The 17,353-nt window shown below is 37.9% G+C and carries 14 protein-coding genes; 8 read left to right on the top strand and 6 right to left on the bottom strand.

From position 1 onward, the window contains the following. Positions 1-43 precede the first annotated feature (43 nt). From F960_RS00665 to infC, 5 genes are all read left to right on the top strand, one after another. Entirely contained in the window at positions 44-1,777 is a 1,734-nt protein-coding gene (locus tag F960_RS00665; RefSeq protein ID WP_004854809.1) for a neutral/alkaline non-lysosomal ceramidase N-terminal domain-containing protein, read from the top strand. Next, a complete protein-coding gene (locus tag F960_RS00660) occupies positions 1,777-3,066 on the top strand; it encodes a D-arabinono-1,4-lactone oxidase (RefSeq protein ID WP_004854806.1) in 1,290 nt (429 codons plus the stop codon). The genes F960_RS00665 and F960_RS00660 overlap by 1 nt, the downstream gene beginning before the upstream one ends. A gap of 18 nt (positions 3,067-3,084) precedes the next feature. Continuing rightward, positions 3,085-4,248 (top strand): alanine racemase, encoded by a 1,164-nt coding sequence (locus tag F960_RS00655; RefSeq protein WP_004854804.1) that lies wholly within the window; start codon positions 3,085-3,087, stop codon positions 4,246-4,248. 194 nt (positions 4,249-4,442) lie between these two features. After that, positions 4,443-6,365 carry a threonine--tRNA ligase gene (thrS, locus tag F960_RS00650; RefSeq protein ID WP_004854802.1) on the top strand — a complete coding sequence of 641 codons (1,923 nt, stop codon included), beginning with the start codon at positions 4,443-4,445 and terminating at the stop codon, positions 6,363-6,365. Positions 6,366-6,370: 5 nt separating this feature from the next. Further along, complete coding sequence (infC, locus tag F960_RS00645; protein ID WP_081401769.1) at positions 6,371-6,922, top strand: translation initiation factor IF-3; 552 nt, start codon at positions 6,371-6,373, stop codon at positions 6,920-6,922. Between the two features lie 139 nt (positions 6,923-7,061). Here the strand turns inward: infC and F960_RS00640 are convergent, their stop codons facing one another. From F960_RS00640 to F960_RS00630, 3 genes are all read right to left on the bottom strand, one after another. Then, positions 7,062-7,505, bottom strand: a complete 444-nt coding sequence (locus tag F960_RS00640) for a VOC family protein (RefSeq protein ID WP_004854798.1) — start codon at positions 7,503-7,505, stop codon at positions 7,062-7,064. 137 nt (positions 7,506-7,642) lie between these two features. Beyond that, positions 7,643-8,818 carry a thiolase family protein gene (locus tag F960_RS00635; protein ID WP_004854796.1) on the bottom strand — a complete coding sequence of 392 codons (1,176 nt, stop codon included), beginning with the start codon at positions 8,816-8,818 and terminating at the stop codon, positions 7,643-7,645. A gap of 107 nt (positions 8,819-8,925) precedes the next feature. Next, positions 8,926-9,459: a GspH/FimT family pseudopilin gene (locus F960_RS00630; RefSeq protein ID WP_004854795.1), complete on the bottom strand. Its 534-nt coding sequence runs from the start codon at positions 9,457-9,459 to the stop codon at positions 8,926-8,928. A 349-nt stretch (positions 9,460-9,808) separates the two neighbouring features. Between F960_RS00630 and omp38 the strand changes: the two genes are divergently transcribed. The 3 genes from omp38 (at position 9,809) to F960_RS00615 (ending at position 12,613) form a co-directional block, all read left to right on the top strand. Then, positions 9,809-10,888, top strand: a complete 1,080-nt coding sequence (gene omp38 / locus F960_RS00625; protein WP_004854794.1) for an outer membrane protein Omp38 — start codon at positions 9,809-9,811, stop codon at positions 10,886-10,888. Positions 10,889-11,013: 125 nt separating this feature from the next. Continuing rightward, positions 11,014-11,481: an OmpA family protein gene (locus tag F960_RS00620; RefSeq protein ID WP_035373215.1), complete on the top strand. Its 468-nt coding sequence runs from the start codon at positions 11,014-11,016 to the stop codon at positions 11,479-11,481. 88 nt (positions 11,482-11,569) lie between these two features. After that, on the top strand, positions 11,570-12,613 hold the full coding sequence (locus F960_RS00615) for an OmpA family protein (RefSeq protein ID WP_004854790.1): 1,044 nt from the start codon (positions 11,570-11,572) through the stop codon (positions 12,611-12,613). 148 nt (positions 12,614-12,761) lie between these two features. Here F960_RS00615 and F960_RS00610 read toward each other — a convergent pair whose 3' ends face one another. The 3 genes from F960_RS00610 to F960_RS00600 form a co-directional block, all read right to left on the bottom strand. Continuing rightward, complete coding sequence (locus F960_RS00610) at positions 12,762-13,967, bottom strand: RtcB family protein (protein WP_004854787.1); 1,206 nt, start codon at positions 13,965-13,967, stop codon at positions 12,762-12,764. 646 nt (positions 13,968-14,613) lie between these two features. Further along, positions 14,614-16,083 (bottom strand): amino acid permease, encoded by a 1,470-nt coding sequence (locus tag F960_RS00605; RefSeq protein WP_004854783.1) that lies wholly within the window; start codon positions 16,081-16,083, stop codon positions 14,614-14,616. Positions 16,084-16,104: 21 nt separating this feature from the next. Then, positions 16,105-17,121, bottom strand: coding sequence for a methyltransferase (locus F960_RS00600; protein WP_004854781.1), 1,017 nt, complete (start codon positions 17,119-17,121; stop codon positions 16,105-16,107). Positions 17,122-17,353 lie beyond the last annotated feature (232 nt).

Here is a 17,353-nt window from a genome sequence, read left to right as displayed (position 1 = left end):
CTTAGCAATTTTAAAAAAAGAATCAAGGAAAAGGGAAATAATCATGTATCTAGTTGGATGGGATAAGCAAGAAATACAAATACAACCCAAAGGCTATGCCATGTTTGGTTATGGGATGTGGTCACATCGTGCATTTGAAAAACGTACTGCGTTATATGTTCGAAGTTTTACAATTTTGGATGAAAAACAAAATCTATTGATCTTTTGCTGTTTAGATCTTGGTTGTATCACTGCCGCAATGCGCCAAAAAACACAGCAATTATTACAAGAAAAATTAGGTGAACAATTTAATGAAAATCAATTTGTATTAACGGCAACACATACGCATTCTGGTCCAGGCGGCTGCGCTTATGAAGCCTTGTATAATATGCCTACACCGGGTTTTGTTCCCGAGCATTTGGATGCCATTGTACTTGCGGTTGTATCGAGTGTTGAAAATGCTTTAAGCCATCAATCTGAGACGGAAATTGCAATTTGTCAGCAAAGTTTTGATACAGCGACTCCTGTCGCTTGGAATCGTTCCTTAGATGCTTATAACCAAAATCCAGAAGTCGAGCCAAGATCAGAACATGAAACTCATTTGGCTTTGAACCGTGAAATGCAATTAATCGGTTTTTATCGGCAGGGGAATTTACAGGCTTTTATCTCTTTTTTTGGGGTACATGCGACCTGTTTGGGCAATTCTCTCAATGCACATGATGGTGATAATAAGGGATATGCGGCGCAAGATGCTGAAGCTTTATTGAAGCAACAAGGTATCGAAAATCCCGTGACAATCTTTGCACAAGCAACAGCAGGTGATGTTTCACCACATTTTCATGGACCTCATCAAAATAAAATTCGCCAACAAATTAAAGGTGAAAAAGAATATGAATATGCAAAGAAAAATGGTTGTTTACAAAGCCAATTAGCTTTTACCGCTTTTGAAAATAAAACAGTAAAAGTAAAGGGAAATGTTGATGCAGTTTTTTGCTATGTAGATTTGAGTAATATTGAAATACCTGCCGAATTTGCTCAAGGTGAAATGGATGCCAGAACCAGCATACCTTGTCATGGTACGGCATTTGCGGCTGGGACGCCTGTAGATGGTAAAGGGGTGTCTACTTTTGTTGTTAAGGCAATGAATGTGGTTGCAAACCGTTATAAATATAAAAAACTCAAAGATGTAAATGCTCCTAACTATTTGTTTTATAAAAATTTATTTGCTTCACAAGGTGCTAAGCATATTTTTATCGAAGCTGGGTCGAAGAAAATTTTTGGTCGAAATATCGGGACATTGCCGAGTGTGACTGATCCCTTAGCGAGTGAAATGAATCGTCAGGTTAAGGTGGGGGCAATCATTGAGAGCCCATTAGTACCCAGTATCGTACCTTTACAAATTATCAAAATTGGACAATTAGCTTTGATTTGTTGCCCAGGAGAAATTACCACGATTTCAGGGCAAAGACTGCTACAAACAGTACGAAAATGTCTAAGCGAAAAACATGAAATTTCAAATGTATGGTTATGTTCTTATTGCAATGATTATATGGGGTATATCACCACCAATGAAGAATATCAGCAACAAGCTTATGAAGGTGGACATACCTTATTTGGTCAATGGACTTTGGCTGCGATTCAATACAAATATCAAGGTTTAACCGAGCAATTATTAAGGGCTGTCCCAGATCGAGAGTTGGATCGAAGTACACGACCTAGCAAAGTGCCAGAACATGAGCTGGCAAAGCGCACTAATCATGGAAGTTTAAGAACTGCAGTTAGCCAAGGAGAGCTTTGATGCATGAACAAAAGCAGTCACAACATTGGTCAAATTGGTCGGGATTGCAAAGTTCCAATCCGAGACAGATTTTGTATCCTGAAAATATTGCTGAGTTACAAGAGATTGTTAAAAATAATCCAAAAATTCGAGTCGTAGGTGCAGGACATTCATTTACGCCATTGGTTTGTACGGATGAGAGTTTACTTTCTTTAGATCATATTTCTGGTGTAGAAAAATCTGATTTAGCACACTGTCAAAGTACTATTTTTGCTGGAACAAGACTGTTTAATTTGCCGAGATATCTCGATCCGATCAATCAATCTTTGATGCAGCAGGGTGATATTGATCAACAAAGTTTAGCAGGCGCAGTTTCAACAGGGACTCATGGAACGGGCGCAAATTTAAAATGTATTTCGGCTTATGTTGAGTCATTCGAATTGCTGACGGCAACAGGGGAGTTATTACAGTGTTCTTCACATGAAAATGCTGAGATTTTCACAGCGGGTCGAGTCGCTTTGGGAAGCTTTGGTATCTTGACCAAAATTACCATGCAAAACAAAGCGCGTTATAAATTAAAAGAACATATTGAACTTTGCTCACTAGATCAAATGAAGCAAAATATTCATCAATGGAAACAACAGCATCGGCATATAGAGTGCTTTATATTTTCCTACCAAAATCAGTTAATGTTGAAGACTTTGGATGAAACTGAACTGGATATTATTCCACGGACTGAATCATGGCCTTCTGAAGATGCGCTACTTACGATGTGTTCTGAGCTAACCAAAAGCTTTCCTAAGCTCAATCCATACTTACAAAAACTCTTGGGAATTTTTGTGAAATCGACCACTTTTATTGATTGGTCAGGCAAGATTTTCCCTACACCACGAAATACAAAATTTAATGAAATGGAATATCAGATACCTGTGGATCAAGGATTAGAATGTCTTGATGAAGTATTGCATGCACTTCGAGCAAAGCATGTCGCTACATTTTTCCCCTTAGAATTTCGTTTTGTACAAGGTGACGATATTTGGCTAAGTCCATTTTATCAGCAAGATTCGATTTCGATTTCTGTTCATCAATATCATAAACAAGATCCACGTTTAATTTTTGATGTCGTTGAGCCTATTTTACAGCGATATAAAGGGCGACCACATTGGGGGAAAATGCATACTTTATCCACAAATAAATTACGTGATTTATATCCAAGATGGGATGATTTTTTACAACTTAGAGCAGCCTTAGATCCTCAAGCAAAATTTTTAAATCCATATTTAGAAAAATTATTTTTATCTGAAAATTAAAATATAGAGGTGAATGCAATGTTGGATGAATATTTTGAGCAAATTTCACATGATTTAAAGACACAGCAGCTTGCTGTGCCAAGACTGATTTTAGATCAAGCGCTGTTGCAGAAAAACATTCAATATGTACAAAGAAAATTGTCAGTTGCTCAACATTTGAAACCACGTTTGGTGGTCAAATCTCTTGCGAGCTTAGATTTATTGAAACTTTTAAGTGAAAGTTTTCAGACAGAGCGGTTTATGGTTTTTCATTTACCACAACTGATTAGTCTAGTAGAAGATTTTCCAGAGGCTGATATTTTGCTTGGGAAGCCCATGCCGATTCACGCTGTTATATCATTTTATAAGGAAAACTCTCAGTATAAAAATGTGAATATTCAATGGTTAGTTGATACTAAAACAAGGCTGAATCAGTATCTAAATTTTGCGCAGCAAGAAAAGCTAAGATTGCAGATCAATATCGAAATTGATGTTGGTTTACATAGAGGGGGCGTTGCTTCAGATGAAGATTTAGCTGATATGCTTAGTCTGATTCAACAGAATCCAGAGTATTTAACATTGTCAGGTTTGATGGGCTATGATGCACATGTCAATAAACTGCCTAAAATAATAAAAAAAGCGGATAAAGCTTTTGAAGAATCACAAGAAATCTATTTTAAATATATTGAAATGATTAGAACACAGTACCCAAGTCTTTGGCATGAGCAACTTTGCTTTAATGGCGGAGGTAGCCCGAGCTTTTGTTTCCACGTGAAACATAGTGTATGTAATGATCTTTCGTTTGGTTCAATGCTCGTCAAGCCAAGTGATTTTGATTTGGATGACTTAGCGCCCATACAAGCAGCTTTATGGATCGCGAGCCCTGTTTTAAAAGAACTGCCGTATACAGAACTTCCGGGAATGCCATTTTTGAATAAATTTCCACATAAAAATAAAGCCTTGTTTATCTATGGCGGCTATTGGTTGGCTGATTATGTTTATCCTATTGGTAGTCATCCACATCCATTATATGGCAGAAGTAGCAATCAAGAATTGGTGAATGTTCCCAAGAATCATCCCATAAAAGTAGATGATTTTGTGTTCCTTAGACCAAGTCAAAGCGAGTCAATTATTCCGCAATTTTCACATTTATGGGTGTATCAAGATCGCCACTTTGTGAAATGGAGTACCTTTAGAGAGTAATTCTCATTATAAAAAAATCATCAATCCGTCGATTATTTTCAAAGCAAAGGTTTATAAAGCGCGGTTAAGGGTGTAAAATTTGTCACACTTTAAATTTTTGTTCCACCGATTTTATCTTGAGGCTTATCCTCGATCATAATCTCGCGGTGACATGCCCTCGTGTAAGGGGCATCACTCCTTAAGGATTTTTTATTATGCCTATTATCACATTGCCAAATGGCGATCAAAAAAGTTTCGATCATTCTGTTTCCGTTATGGAAGTTGCTCAAAGTATTGGGCCTGGTCTTGCTAAAAATACGGTTGCAGGGAAAGTAAATGGTCGCTTAGTTGATGCATGTGACTTAATTACCGAAGATGCGAATGTGCAAATCATTACCCCTAAAGATCAAGAGGGTGTTGAGATCATTCGTCACTCTTGCGCGCATTTGGTGGGTCATGCGGTAAAACAATTATTTCCAGAAGCGAAAATGGTGATTGGTCCTGTCATTGATGAAGGTTTCTACTATGACATCTGGATGCCAAAACCATTAACTTTGGATGACATGGCTGCGATTGAAGAGCGTATGAAACAGCTCATCAGCCAAGACTATGATGTCATCAAAAAAATGACTCCTCGTGCTGAAGTTGTTGAAGTGTTTACTGCTCGTGGTGAAGACTACAAATTACGTCTTGTTGAAGATATGCCTGATGAAACTGAAATGGGCTTGTACTATCACCAAGAATATGTGGATATGTGTCGTGGTCCGCACGTTCCAAACACTAAATTCTTAAAATCATTTAAGCTCACTAAAATCTCTGGTGCATACTGGCGTGGTGATGCTAAAAATGAACAATTACAACGTATCTACGGTACAGCTTGGGCTGATAAAAAAGAACTAGCAGCATATATCAAACGTATCGAAGAAGCTGAAAAACGCGATCACCGTAAAATTGGTAAAGCGCTTGATTTGTTCCATATGCAAGAAGAAGCACCGGGTATGGTGTTCTGGCATCCAAATGGTTGGACTATTTATCAAGTTCTTGAACAATACATGCGTAAAGTTCAGCAAGACAATGGTTATCTTGAAGTGAAAACACCACAAATCGTGGATTTCTCACTTTGGGAAAAATCTGGTCATGCTGCGAACTATGCTGAAAATATGTTTACGACTCATTCTGAGAACCGTAACTACGCAGTAAAACCAATGAACTGTCCTTGTCACGTTCAAGTGTTTAACCAAGGTTTAAAATCTTACCGTGATCTTCCAATTCGCTTGGCTGAATTTGGTTCATGTCACCGTAATGAGCCATCAGGTTCTTTACACGGCATTATGCGTGTACGTGGTTTTACTCAAGATGATGCGCATATTTTCTGTACTTCAGAACAAATTGGTAAAGAAGTTGCTGACTTTATCAAACTGACTTTAGATGTTTATAAAGACTTTGGTTTTGAAGAAGTTCAAATGAAGCTTTCTACTCGCCCAGAAAAGCGTGTAGGTGCTGATGAACTTTGGGATGTTGCTGAAAAATCATTGGCAGATGCTTTAGATGAAGCGGGTCTCGAATGGGAAGAACAACCGGGTGAAGGTGCATTCTATGGTCCGAAAATTGAATTTTCATTGAAAGACTGCTTAGGTCGTATTTGGCAGTGTGGTACAATTCAGTGTGACTTCAATTTACCATTACGTTTAGATGCTTCTTATGTAACAGAAGACAATGATCGCGATCATCCTGTGATGTTACACCGTGCGATTCTTGGAAGTTTTGAACGATTTATTGGTATACTTATTGAACATTATGCTGGTTTTATGCCACCATGGTTGGCACCAGTACAAGCATGTGTCATGAATATTACTGATTCTCAAGCAGCTGCATGTGAAGATGTTGTTGCTAAACTCAAAGAAAATGGAATTCGAGCAATTTCAGACTTGAGAAATGAGAAAATCGGCTTTAAGATTCGTGAGCGTACTTTAGAGCGTATTCCATACTTATTGGTACTTGGGGATCGTGAAGTAGAGGAAGGTACAGTAAACGTACGTACTCGCTCTGGTAAAAATTTAGGTACTATGTCAATTGATGCATTTGTTGACCTAGTGAAAGCAGCCGTTGCCGAACGTGGCCGGTACATTGTGGAGTAAGAAAGATTAAACAGCCTGACCGTAACCAACAACAAGGTGGTAAAAGCAACCGTCCAGCACTTAACGACGAGATCCGTGCAAAAGAAGTACGCCTTGTTGCCGCTGACGGTGAACAAAAAGGTATCGTTTCATTAGCTGAAGCGTTGCGTGCTGCAGAAGAAGCTGATCTTGACCTTGTTGAGATCGTTGCTAATGCAGAGCCACCAGTTTGTAAAATCATGGATTTCAACAAACATTTGTTTGACTTGAAACAAAAGCAAAAAGATGCGAAGAAAAAACAGCATCAAGTTCAAGTGAAAGAAATTAAATTGCGTCCTGCTACAGATGTTGGTGATTACAACGTTAAGTTGCGTGCAATTATCCGTTTCTTGGAAGAAGGAAACAAAGTAAAAATTACTTTGCGTTTCCGTGGTCGTGAAATGGCTCACCAACAGTTAGGTCTTGCTCAATTGCAAAAAATTGAAGCTGATGTAGCTGAATATGGTGTAGTTGAACAAGCGCCAAAAATGGAAGGTCGTCAAATGGGTATGTTACTTGGACCGAAAAAGAAAAAGTAATATATTCAGATTGCACAAAAAAGCACTGCTTATGCAGTGCTTTTTTTATGTCCGAAATAAATGATAGTTTGTGTGAATGGGCATGCTATTTATTTTTTAAAAGTTTCCAAAACTTAAATGACGATACTTATTTATCCAATTATTCATTTACGTTGAGCTGACAATTGACCATCCATTTCACCCCAAACTGATCTGTAAATGCGCCATATAATGCACCCCAAAAGGTTTTATCTAAAGCCATTTCAATTTGACCATTGACTGATAGTGCTGAAAATAATCGATGCGCTTCAGCTTCTTCATGAGCATCTAGATTGATGGAGATGTAGTGATTATTACCTTTGATGAAAGGGGTATTGTTTTGTGCACAAAACTCTTCACTAGTATCAGAACCCATTAAAACTGTAAATTCGTTGATAGGTAGAGACACGTGTAAAATATAATCTTTTTCTTGTGTTGTGACTTTTGCTTCTGGAAGTTCGTTATAGCGCTTTATAAATGAAAATTCTCCTCCAAATACAGATTTATAAAACAAAAATGCGGCTTCAGTCTCGCCTTGAAAATTAAGATAATGGTTGAGCTGCATGTGAATCATCCGAATTGTTATTGTAAAAATTTAATTTAACAGTTAGACACTAAAATAAAGATGCTCATTTGTAATTTTGTTTAAAAAAACATAAAAAAGAGAGATAGGGTATCTCTCTTTTTTGAAAATTTTAAAGCTTATAGCAATTCGATCGCGACAGCAGTTGCCTCACCACCACCGATACACAATGCAGCGATACCTTTTTTACCGCCAGTACGTTTAAGTGCATGGATCAAGGTTAAGATAATACGGGAACCTGTAGAGCCAACAGGATGACCTAAGGCACATGCACCACCATTGATATTGACTTTTTCAGCGTCTAATCCAAACTCATCAATTGGGCACATCGTAACCATAGCAAAAGCTTCATTAATTTCCCAAAGGTCCACATCAGCAACATTCCAACCAGTCTTGTTTAAAACTTTTTGGATTGCTCCGACTGGTGCGATGGTAAATTCAGAAGGGTGTTGTGAATTTGAAGCATAAGCAACAATTTTTGCAAGTGGTGCTAAACCACGTTTTTCGGCATTTTCACTCGTAGTAAGGACTAATGCTGATGCACCGTCAGAAATTGAGCTGGCATTTGCAGCAGTAATCGTACCATCTTTTGCAAAGGCAGGGCGTAAAGACGGAATTTTTTCGATGTTGGCATTGAACGGTTGTTCATCTTTATCAACAACAACATCGCCTTTGCGAGTAGAAACGGTTATAGGTACGATTTCATTTGCAAAATAGCCTTCGTTCACTGCTTTTTGTGCACGTTTCAATGAACGAATTGCAAAATCATCCATTTGTTCACGGCTATAACCTTTTTTATTTGCCATATCTTGGGCAAATGAACCCATTAAACGACCTGTTTCTGCATCTTCAAGGCCATCAAAGAACATATGATCTTTGATTTCACCATGCCCCATGCGATAGCCACCACGTGCTTTTGGTAGTAGATAAGGTGCATTGGTCATTGATTCCATACCACCAGCAACAATAACTTCAGCAGAACCTGCTTTGATCGCATCAGCAGCTTGCATGACCGCTTTCATACCAGAACCACAAAGTTTGTTAATGGTTACAGCCCCAGTTGAATCAGGTAGTCCCGCTTGGCGCATCGCTTGACGAGCTGGACCTTGTTTTAAGCCCGCAGGTAATACACAGCCCATAATGACTTCTTCGACATCAGTCCCTTGCAAGCCTGAACGAGCAACAGCTTCTTGAATAACAACAGCCCCCAATTCTGGTGCAGTTTTTGCTGCTAGACTTCCTTGGAAACCACCCATCGCAGTACGGGCACCATTGACAATCACGATGTCAGTCATTTTTATATTCTCCAAAAACAATTTTGATTATCTCATTTCATCAGCAGTATATAAAAAAAGCTTATAAATGGAATTAAAAATGAGTCAAGAAACTAGACTCATGAGTCTTAACATTGTTGTAAATTGACAGCGCGGGGCTGTGAAAAATCATAAACAACGACTTGCATGCTTTTGGGCGACTGAATACCACAATAATAAAAGGACGCTTTTACTCCACGCGGCAATCCAGTATCGCCTTTAAAGACAATTTCATGCTTATGACTGGCATTGCCGTGCCATTCCAATTTTCCATATTTCAAAGAAGTTTGAGTTTTTGAAATAATTTTTTCGTTAAAATCAACTTGTCTATTATGGTTATTATCGATAAAAAGTATGATTCCGTTAGACCAGTTGTCCTCTTGACATTCATTAAAATTTTTAGTGGAGCACATCACAACCTCTGAATGATGTGTTAATGCATTGGCTTTGCCTTGCATAAAGTGTTGTTTAATAATAGGAAGTATCGAATTAACCTCTTGATTATACAAAATATTGTAAATGTAAGGAGAGGCAAAATGGAATAATATTCCAATAATAGTGAGACAAATAATGAGTTCTGGTAGTGAGAACCCTCGGGTCAGTTTTAAGTTTATTATTTGCATAAATTATCTATAAAAAATGTTAATTATTAGAGTGTTAAAAATTAAAAATATAACGAGGGTAAAAAAAAATTACCATCAAAGCAGTTTGCTGTTAAAATATTATTAGGTTAAGATAAGTTATTCGCAAAAAAAAATTGAGTGAAAATTTACCTAATTACAACGGAAATTGTAAGTAATTTTGTCAATAATACACTTGATTAAAGTTATCAACCACTTGGAAAACATTTCAAGTGTTTGTATGATTCAAAGTGAATAGCTTAAAAAATAAAACTGAGATAGAAACATATCTCAGAAGGCCAGAAATTTTAGGCTGAGCTTGAACAACAATTGTTATCTCTGGAGGATATCCATGAAATTGAGTCGTATCGCACTTGCTATGCTTGTTGCTGCGCCTTTAGCTGCTGCTAATGCTGGTGTAACTGTAACTCCTTTGTTAATCGGTTACACATTCCAAGATTCTCAACACAACAACGGTCATGATCATCTTCTTGACAATACTCAAGCAGGTGGTTTGGGTGAAGGTCAAATGAAAGATGACCTATTTGTTGGTGCTGCGCTAGGTGTTGAATTAACTCCATGGTTACAATTCGAAGCTGAATATAACCAAGTTAAAGGCGATATGGAAAAAGTTTGGCAAAATCCTGCTAATCCAAATCGTGGCGAATACAAACAAGAACAAATCAACGGTAACTTCATCGTTACTTCTGATTTAATCACTAAAGATTATGACAGCAAATTCAAACCTTACGTATTGTTAGGTGCTGGTCATTATAAATATAAATTCACTGATATCGATCGTGGTACCCGTGGTAACACTGAAGAAGGTACTTTAGGTAATGCTGGTGTTGGTGCTTTCTGGCGCTTGAACGATGTATTGTCTCTTCGTACAGAAGCTCGTGCTACTTATAACATCGACGAAGATTTCTGGAACTATACAGCACTTGCTGGTCTTAACGTAGTTCTTGGTGGTCACTTGAAACCAGCTGCTCCTGTAGTTGAAGTTGCTCCTGTTGAGCCAGCTCCAGCTCCTGTAGCTCCAGCTCCTCAACCACAAGTTGAAGACTTGAGCATGGAACTTCGTGTGTTCTTTGATACTAACAAATCAAACATCAAACCACAGTACCAACCAGAAATCGCTAAAGTTGCTGATAAATTGAACGAGTTCCCTAACGCGACAGCTCGTATCGATGGTCACACAGATAACACTGGTCCACGTAAGTTGAACGAACGTTTATCTTTAGCTCGTGCTAACTCTGTTAAATCTGCTCTTGTAAATGAATACCATGTTGATGCTAGTCGTTTGACTACTCAAGGTTTCGCATGGGATCAACCAATTGCTGACAACAACACTAAAGAAGGTCGTGCTATGAACCGTCGTGTATTCGCTACTATCACTGGTAGCCGTACAGTAGTTCAAGACGCGCAATAATATCTCAATGATTTGAGAATATTATCGAAAAAGCGACTCTTATGAGTCGCTTTTTTTCAATATAAGAAAAAATATAATTCACAGAAAATATCCATAATTTTGATTTTGTTTTTATGCGTGGGGTTATGAGAAATATAAATTTATTTTTGATTGGGGCGTTGTTTATTTGTGTATTGTCAGCATGTGTCACATCTCCAGAAGCTGAACGAGTTGAGCAAAAAACACAAAATTTGCAAAAGATCTCTAATGAATTGAGAAAGGGAATTTCGATCTTTTTTGATAGCAATTCCTCATTGTTGCGTCCTCAAAATTTTGAGGTTTTGCAAGTGGCTGCGACCTTATTAAAATCAAATCCAAAGCTATACCTAATGATAGAAGGGCATACCGATAATTCTGGAAAAGAATCAGTCAATCAAAGGGTCTCATTTGCTCGAGCGAATGCTGTGAAAAATGAATTATCTAAAACTTATTACGTTAATCCTGATCAATTGATCACCAAAGCAAAAGGAGCCAATTTTCCCATTGATAGCAATGATACTGAATCAGGTCGCGCCCACAATCGGCGTACTACTTTGATTTTGAATATCCGTTGACTTGATATTTTTTTATTTTATTTATTTGAAATTAAATTATTTTTTACTTAATTAGTATTTATTTTTTATTATAAATTGGGAGTATTTTATGAAATTAAAATATCTTACTTTAGCACTATTTGCCATTTCTCCAATTTCTGTTTTGCATGCTGGGGTCACGATTACACCTGTAATGACAGGTTATACCATGCAAGATACACAAGCGAATAACGGTCATGATCATTTACTTGAATCAGATCAAGGTCATTTTAAAGATGATGTAATGGTTGGCGCTTCTTTAGGGGTTGAATTGACGCCGTGGTTAAATTTTGAAGCTGAATATACGCACTTAAAAGGCGATTTAGATTCAAATTTGGCAACTGATGCTCAATATACGCAACAACAAATCAATGGTAATTTCCTTGTGACCAGTGATTTGATCACAAAAAATTATGATAGCCGATTTAAGCCTTATGTATTGTTGGGGGCAGGGCATTATAAGTACAAATACGAAGGTGATTATGCTGAAGATACCCAGCTAAAATCTTCTGAAGGTACATTAGCGAATACTGGTATTGGTGCTTTCTGGCGTATTAGTGAAGTTTTATCATTACGTACAGAAGCTCGTGCAACGTATAATATCGATGACGATTTTTGGAATTATACTGCTCTTGCAGGTTTAAATGTGGTGATTGGCGGGCATTTGAAGCCAATGAAAGATACGCCTAAGCTTGATTATATTGAGATTAAGCCTGTTGCTGATAAACTGCCACCTCCGCAGTTAGTAGAACCATTAGATATGGAACTACGCGTATTCTTTGATACCAATAAAACGGTCATCAAGCCACAATACCAAACTGAAATTGCAAAAGTTGCTGAAAAGTTAAATGAATATTCAAATGCGACTGCTACGATTGAAGGTCATACTGATAGTACAGGTCCGCGTAAACTCAATGAGCGTTTGTCTTTGGCACGTGCCAATGCGGTCAAATCAGTATTGGTCAATGAATATAATATTGATTCAGCGCGTATGAATACCATTGGTTATGCATGGGATCAGCCGATTGCTGATAATAATAGTAAAGAAGGTCGTGCGATGAACCGCCGCGTCTTTGCTAAGATTACGGGTAGTCGTGTAGTGTTACGTAAATAATCTGAATTTTATATTGATGATATTGTCATCATGAAAAGAGCGATATTGATTATCGCTCTTTTCTTTGAGTAAATTGAAAATAAGAACATTTGATTTTGTAATATCAACAAACCCTAATATCTATAGCCCTAATATCAACAGATGCGATCTAGCCTTTGATACACAGCACTTGTTTTAAGGTATGTACGACTTCAATCAAATCATCTTGATTTGCCATGACCTCATGAATATCCTTATATGCACTAGGAATTTCATCAACCACAGCTTTGTCCTTACGGCACTCAATACCTTGAGTTTGTTGGATTAAGTCTTGTTGATTGAACATGTGTTTGGCTTTGGTTCGGCTCATTTTTCGTCCTGCGCCATGTGAACAGGAACAAAATGAATTAGGATTTCCTTTACCTTTTACGATAAAAGACTGTGCTCCCATAGAGCCGGGAATAATGCCATATTCATCTAGTCCTGCACGAATAGCACCTTTACGTGTCACAAAAACATTTTCACCAAAATGGATTTCTTGCTGCACATAATTGTGGTGGCAATTGATCGCTTCTTTGGTCATTTGAAAGCGAGGTAATAATGGGCGAATCGCTTCTAAAATCAATCGCATCATTTCACGACGATTTTCAAAAGCATATTCTTGTGCCCATTCTACAGCTTCAACATAATCATCAAAATTGGCTGAACCTTCAGCAAAATAGCTCAAATCCTTATCAGGTACATGTCCAAAACGGCTTTGAGCTTCTTTTTTGGCACGCTCGATAAAATAAGTCCCGATCACATTACCCAAACCTCGGCTACCCGAATGTAGCATGACCCAAACATCTTGATTTTCATCAAGACAAAGTTCAATAAAATGGTTACCACCACCTAATGTTCCTAGCTGTTTTTGCCATGTTGAGTCAAAACTTCGCAGCATACGTCTGAGCGCAGGATGTTTGTCGGTAATGACTTGCAACTTTTTATCGAGTGGTGAAAGCGTAGATGCTTTAGATTTGATTTGCTTATGCATTTCAAAACCGACAGGAACTTTTCGCTCAATTGCATTGCGTAAAGCGCTGAGATTGTCTGGTAACTGTGACGCTTTCAAACTTAAACGTAATGCGTTCATACCACAGCCAATATCCACACCAACTGCAGCAGGGATAATGGCATTTTTAGTCGGAATCACACTGCCTACAGTTGCACCTTTGCCCAAATGTACGTCTGGCATAACTGCAATATGCGAATGAATAAATTGCAATTGCGACATTTTTCGAAGTTGAGTAAGACTTTCTTCATCTACGTCTTTTGTATAAATTTTAACTGGAACACCATATTCTGCTTTGGCGTTCAAGATCATTTGTATGCCCATAATTGTTTCTCTAGCATTTCTCTCATTTTTTGTTTTTGTCCGAAAATGTCAAAATATTGATGACATAAAAAAACCTAGCGAATGCTAGGCTTTGAATCTTGGCATTCGGACACTTTTTTCTAAGCAAGTGTCCGTGAGTTGACATCTGCTTAAATTAAAATAATTGTTTTCCTGTAAATAGCATGATGTTCTCCTCAATAATCTGGATTTAAATAAATCAATTTGTGCGTATTTTAGGCATGGAATTTTTTTTGTCAAATGTTTTAGCAGCATTTTATGCAAAATAAATCAAAAAATGAGCGTTCATATTTTAGGGTCTGTTGACATTTCACAACTGAATTGCGTTGTTGGCTAAAATTGAGCAGGCAAGGCACGAAATACAGAGAATGGCGAGACCATTTTCAAATTTCGTAACGATGCCTGAGATAATTTTAGCTACAACCCTGTGGGACGAGAGTATTTTTTGATGTTATTTCGTTGTAGCTTGATCATTTAGATCACTAAATTTCTCAATCTGCGCCTCATATCATCTAAAAAATACTCAGCGTCGCAACCAATTTGAAATGTCAACAGACCCTATATTTTCATAAAAAAAGCGATCCGAAGATCGCTTAAAAACTTAAAATTTAAACTCAATAATTGATAATTATTCTTTATCAACAATCACTGGTTTTACATCCATTTCCTGATAAGAAATGACTTTGGTTTTGTGTTTCCACTTATAACCAAGCCAGATCACGAGGAATAATGGGATACTGATATAGGTTGATAAGATACCGAGCCAATCAATTTTTCCGCCCAAGAATGCTTGGTAGTTTTGCCCTAAAATAATGATGGTACATAAAATAAATGCAAACCACGGGGCAAATGGGAAAAATTTTGCACGATAAGCCAAATCATCGAGCTTATAGCCTTGCGCAAGATAACCTTTACGGAAGCGATAATGTGAAATCGCAATGCCTAACCAAACAATAAATCCACACATTCCAGACATATTGAGGAGCCAGTTAAAGACTTCTTTTTCACCAATAAATGTCGTTAAGAAACATAGTGCTGCGATTGCTGTTGTGGCATATAAGGCATTTAATGGAACGCCACGTTTATCCAAACGAGCGAATGCTTTCGGCGCACGGCCATGACGCGCCATGTCAAATAACATACGAGTCGAAGAATACATGCCTGAGTTACCCGCAGAAAGAATAGCAGTTAAAATAACGGCATTCATCAAACTTGCAGCAAAAGCAAAGCCTACTTTTTCATAAAGTAATGTAAACGGTGAAAGGGCAATGTTGCCATCACCAGCAGCAGCGCGTAATAAGTTTGGATCATCATAAGGAACAAGCGTACCGATGATAAAAATACATACGATATAAAACAGTAAGATACGCCAGAAAATTTGTTTGATCGCAATAGGAATGGTTTTCTTAGGATCTTTAGATTCGCCCGCAGCGACACCCACCATCTCCGTTCCTTGGAACGAGAATCCAGCAATCATCGCTACACCGATCAAGGCTTGGAAACCACCTACAAACGGAGCATCTTTATAGGTCCAATTGCCAAAAGTTGCTACACCCGGTGTCATCATGATTTTGAAAATAGCAGCAATACCAATGATGATAAAGGCAATAATCGCAATCACTTTAACCATCGAGAACCAAAATTCGCTTTCACCAAATCCTTTAACGGTCATGGCATTGATCACGAAAATAATGGTCAGGAATAGCGCACTCCACCAAAATCCGGGAATGTCTGGGAACCAAAACTTCATGATGAGCTGAACAGCAACCAGTTCAAATGCAACTGTAATTGCCCAGTTATACCAATAGTTCCAACCTAATGCGAAACCAAAACCTTCTTCGACATATTTATTACCATAAGTAAAAAATGCGCCTGAAGTTGGATTGTGCGTGGCAAGTTCGCCCAAACTGGTCATCAAGAAATAGATCATGACACCAATCAATGCATAAGCAAGTAATGCACCGCCGGGACCTGCATTTGCAATAGTTTGACCAGAGGCAAGGAATAAACCCGTACCAATCGAACCACCAATGGCGATCATGTTTAAGTGTCGGGCGCCAAGCTTACGCTTGAGTTCCGGATGATTTGTTTCGCTCATTGCGATTCCTTAACTCTATTGTTATTCAGCACGGGCATAGATCACCTTAAAACCTTGCTGATCAGTGATAACCGTACTTTGACCAAAACTTTGATCTATTAAAACTGGATAATTTAAAAAACGATTGGCAACAATCCAGAGTTCGCCTGAGGCTTGTAAATGCCGTTTCGCATTTTTGCATAAGCCCTCGCTCGCATCATAATCGGTATGAATCCCTTGATGGAAAGGCGGATTGCTGACAATGGCATCGAGTTCAAACGGTGCATCATCCAGTCCTGAAACAGCTTGTAAAACAAGTTGTTGGTCAGGAATACCATTGACTTTAAATGTCATTTTTGTGGATGCCAATGCAAATGCGTCAACATCTAGTGCGTGAATCATATTACTTGAATGCAATTTTGCCAAATAACTTCCGATAATTCCTGCACCACAGCCAAAGTCGGCGATTTTACCTGATTTTACTTCTTTTAGGTAAGGGAGCAGAACTTTGGTGCCAATATCTAAATGATCTTGACTGAATACACCTGGCAAGGCGCAAATTTTCAGAAGATTATCATTGACTTGTACTTCATACGTTTTAAGCCAAGCTTCGAGTGGTTTTAAAACTTCAGTTTTTTCTAAAATGAGTTGCCAAAACTGGCAATGACGTGCGCTATCAAGTTTTAAGCATTTACCAAAAGCCTGTAACTGTTTGGCTGCGCGTTCAACCCCACCTTTTTTTTCACCGACCAAAAAAATAGACTGGCCGATTTGAAAATGGCTGACAACAACATGCAGGATGTAGTTAAGTAATTCTTTTGATTTGGGTACAAAAATAACGGCTTGATCAAATGTTTGCGCAGGATATTCAACCGAAAAAAAAGCTTCAGCATTTAGATTGAGCTGTGCTTGATGGTCGGCATAATTCCAACTCCAAAAGCTTGCTGTGCAGTCATCATTTAGATCATTGATCATGTGATCAGCAGGAGCATTGATCAAGAGCACTCGACCTTTTAAATAGTCTTTTTGCCGAATGACAACTTCACTTCTTGGATCCATGATTTTATCTCAATGTGGTTGAATGAAAGATATATCGATAAATTTTTAGGATTTGATTGCTTCAAAATTTAAACCATTTTTTGAGCAATAAAACCTTCGCTTTACCTGCTTAAATATAAAGCAATTTAGATATTTAGCCTAAGCTTAATACAAAGCAAAGCTCCCTGATCAAAGGGAGCTTTGGAATTATAAAGAAAAAATCTAAAAATGATAAAACATACAAATTTTTATA

The organism is Acinetobacter gerneri DSM 14967 = CIP 107464 = MTCC 9824 (assembly GCF_000368565.1).
Taxonomy (GTDB): Bacteria; Pseudomonadota; Gammaproteobacteria; order Pseudomonadales; family Moraxellaceae; genus Acinetobacter; species Acinetobacter gerneri.
This window is presented reverse-complemented; position numbering and strand designations above follow the sequence as displayed.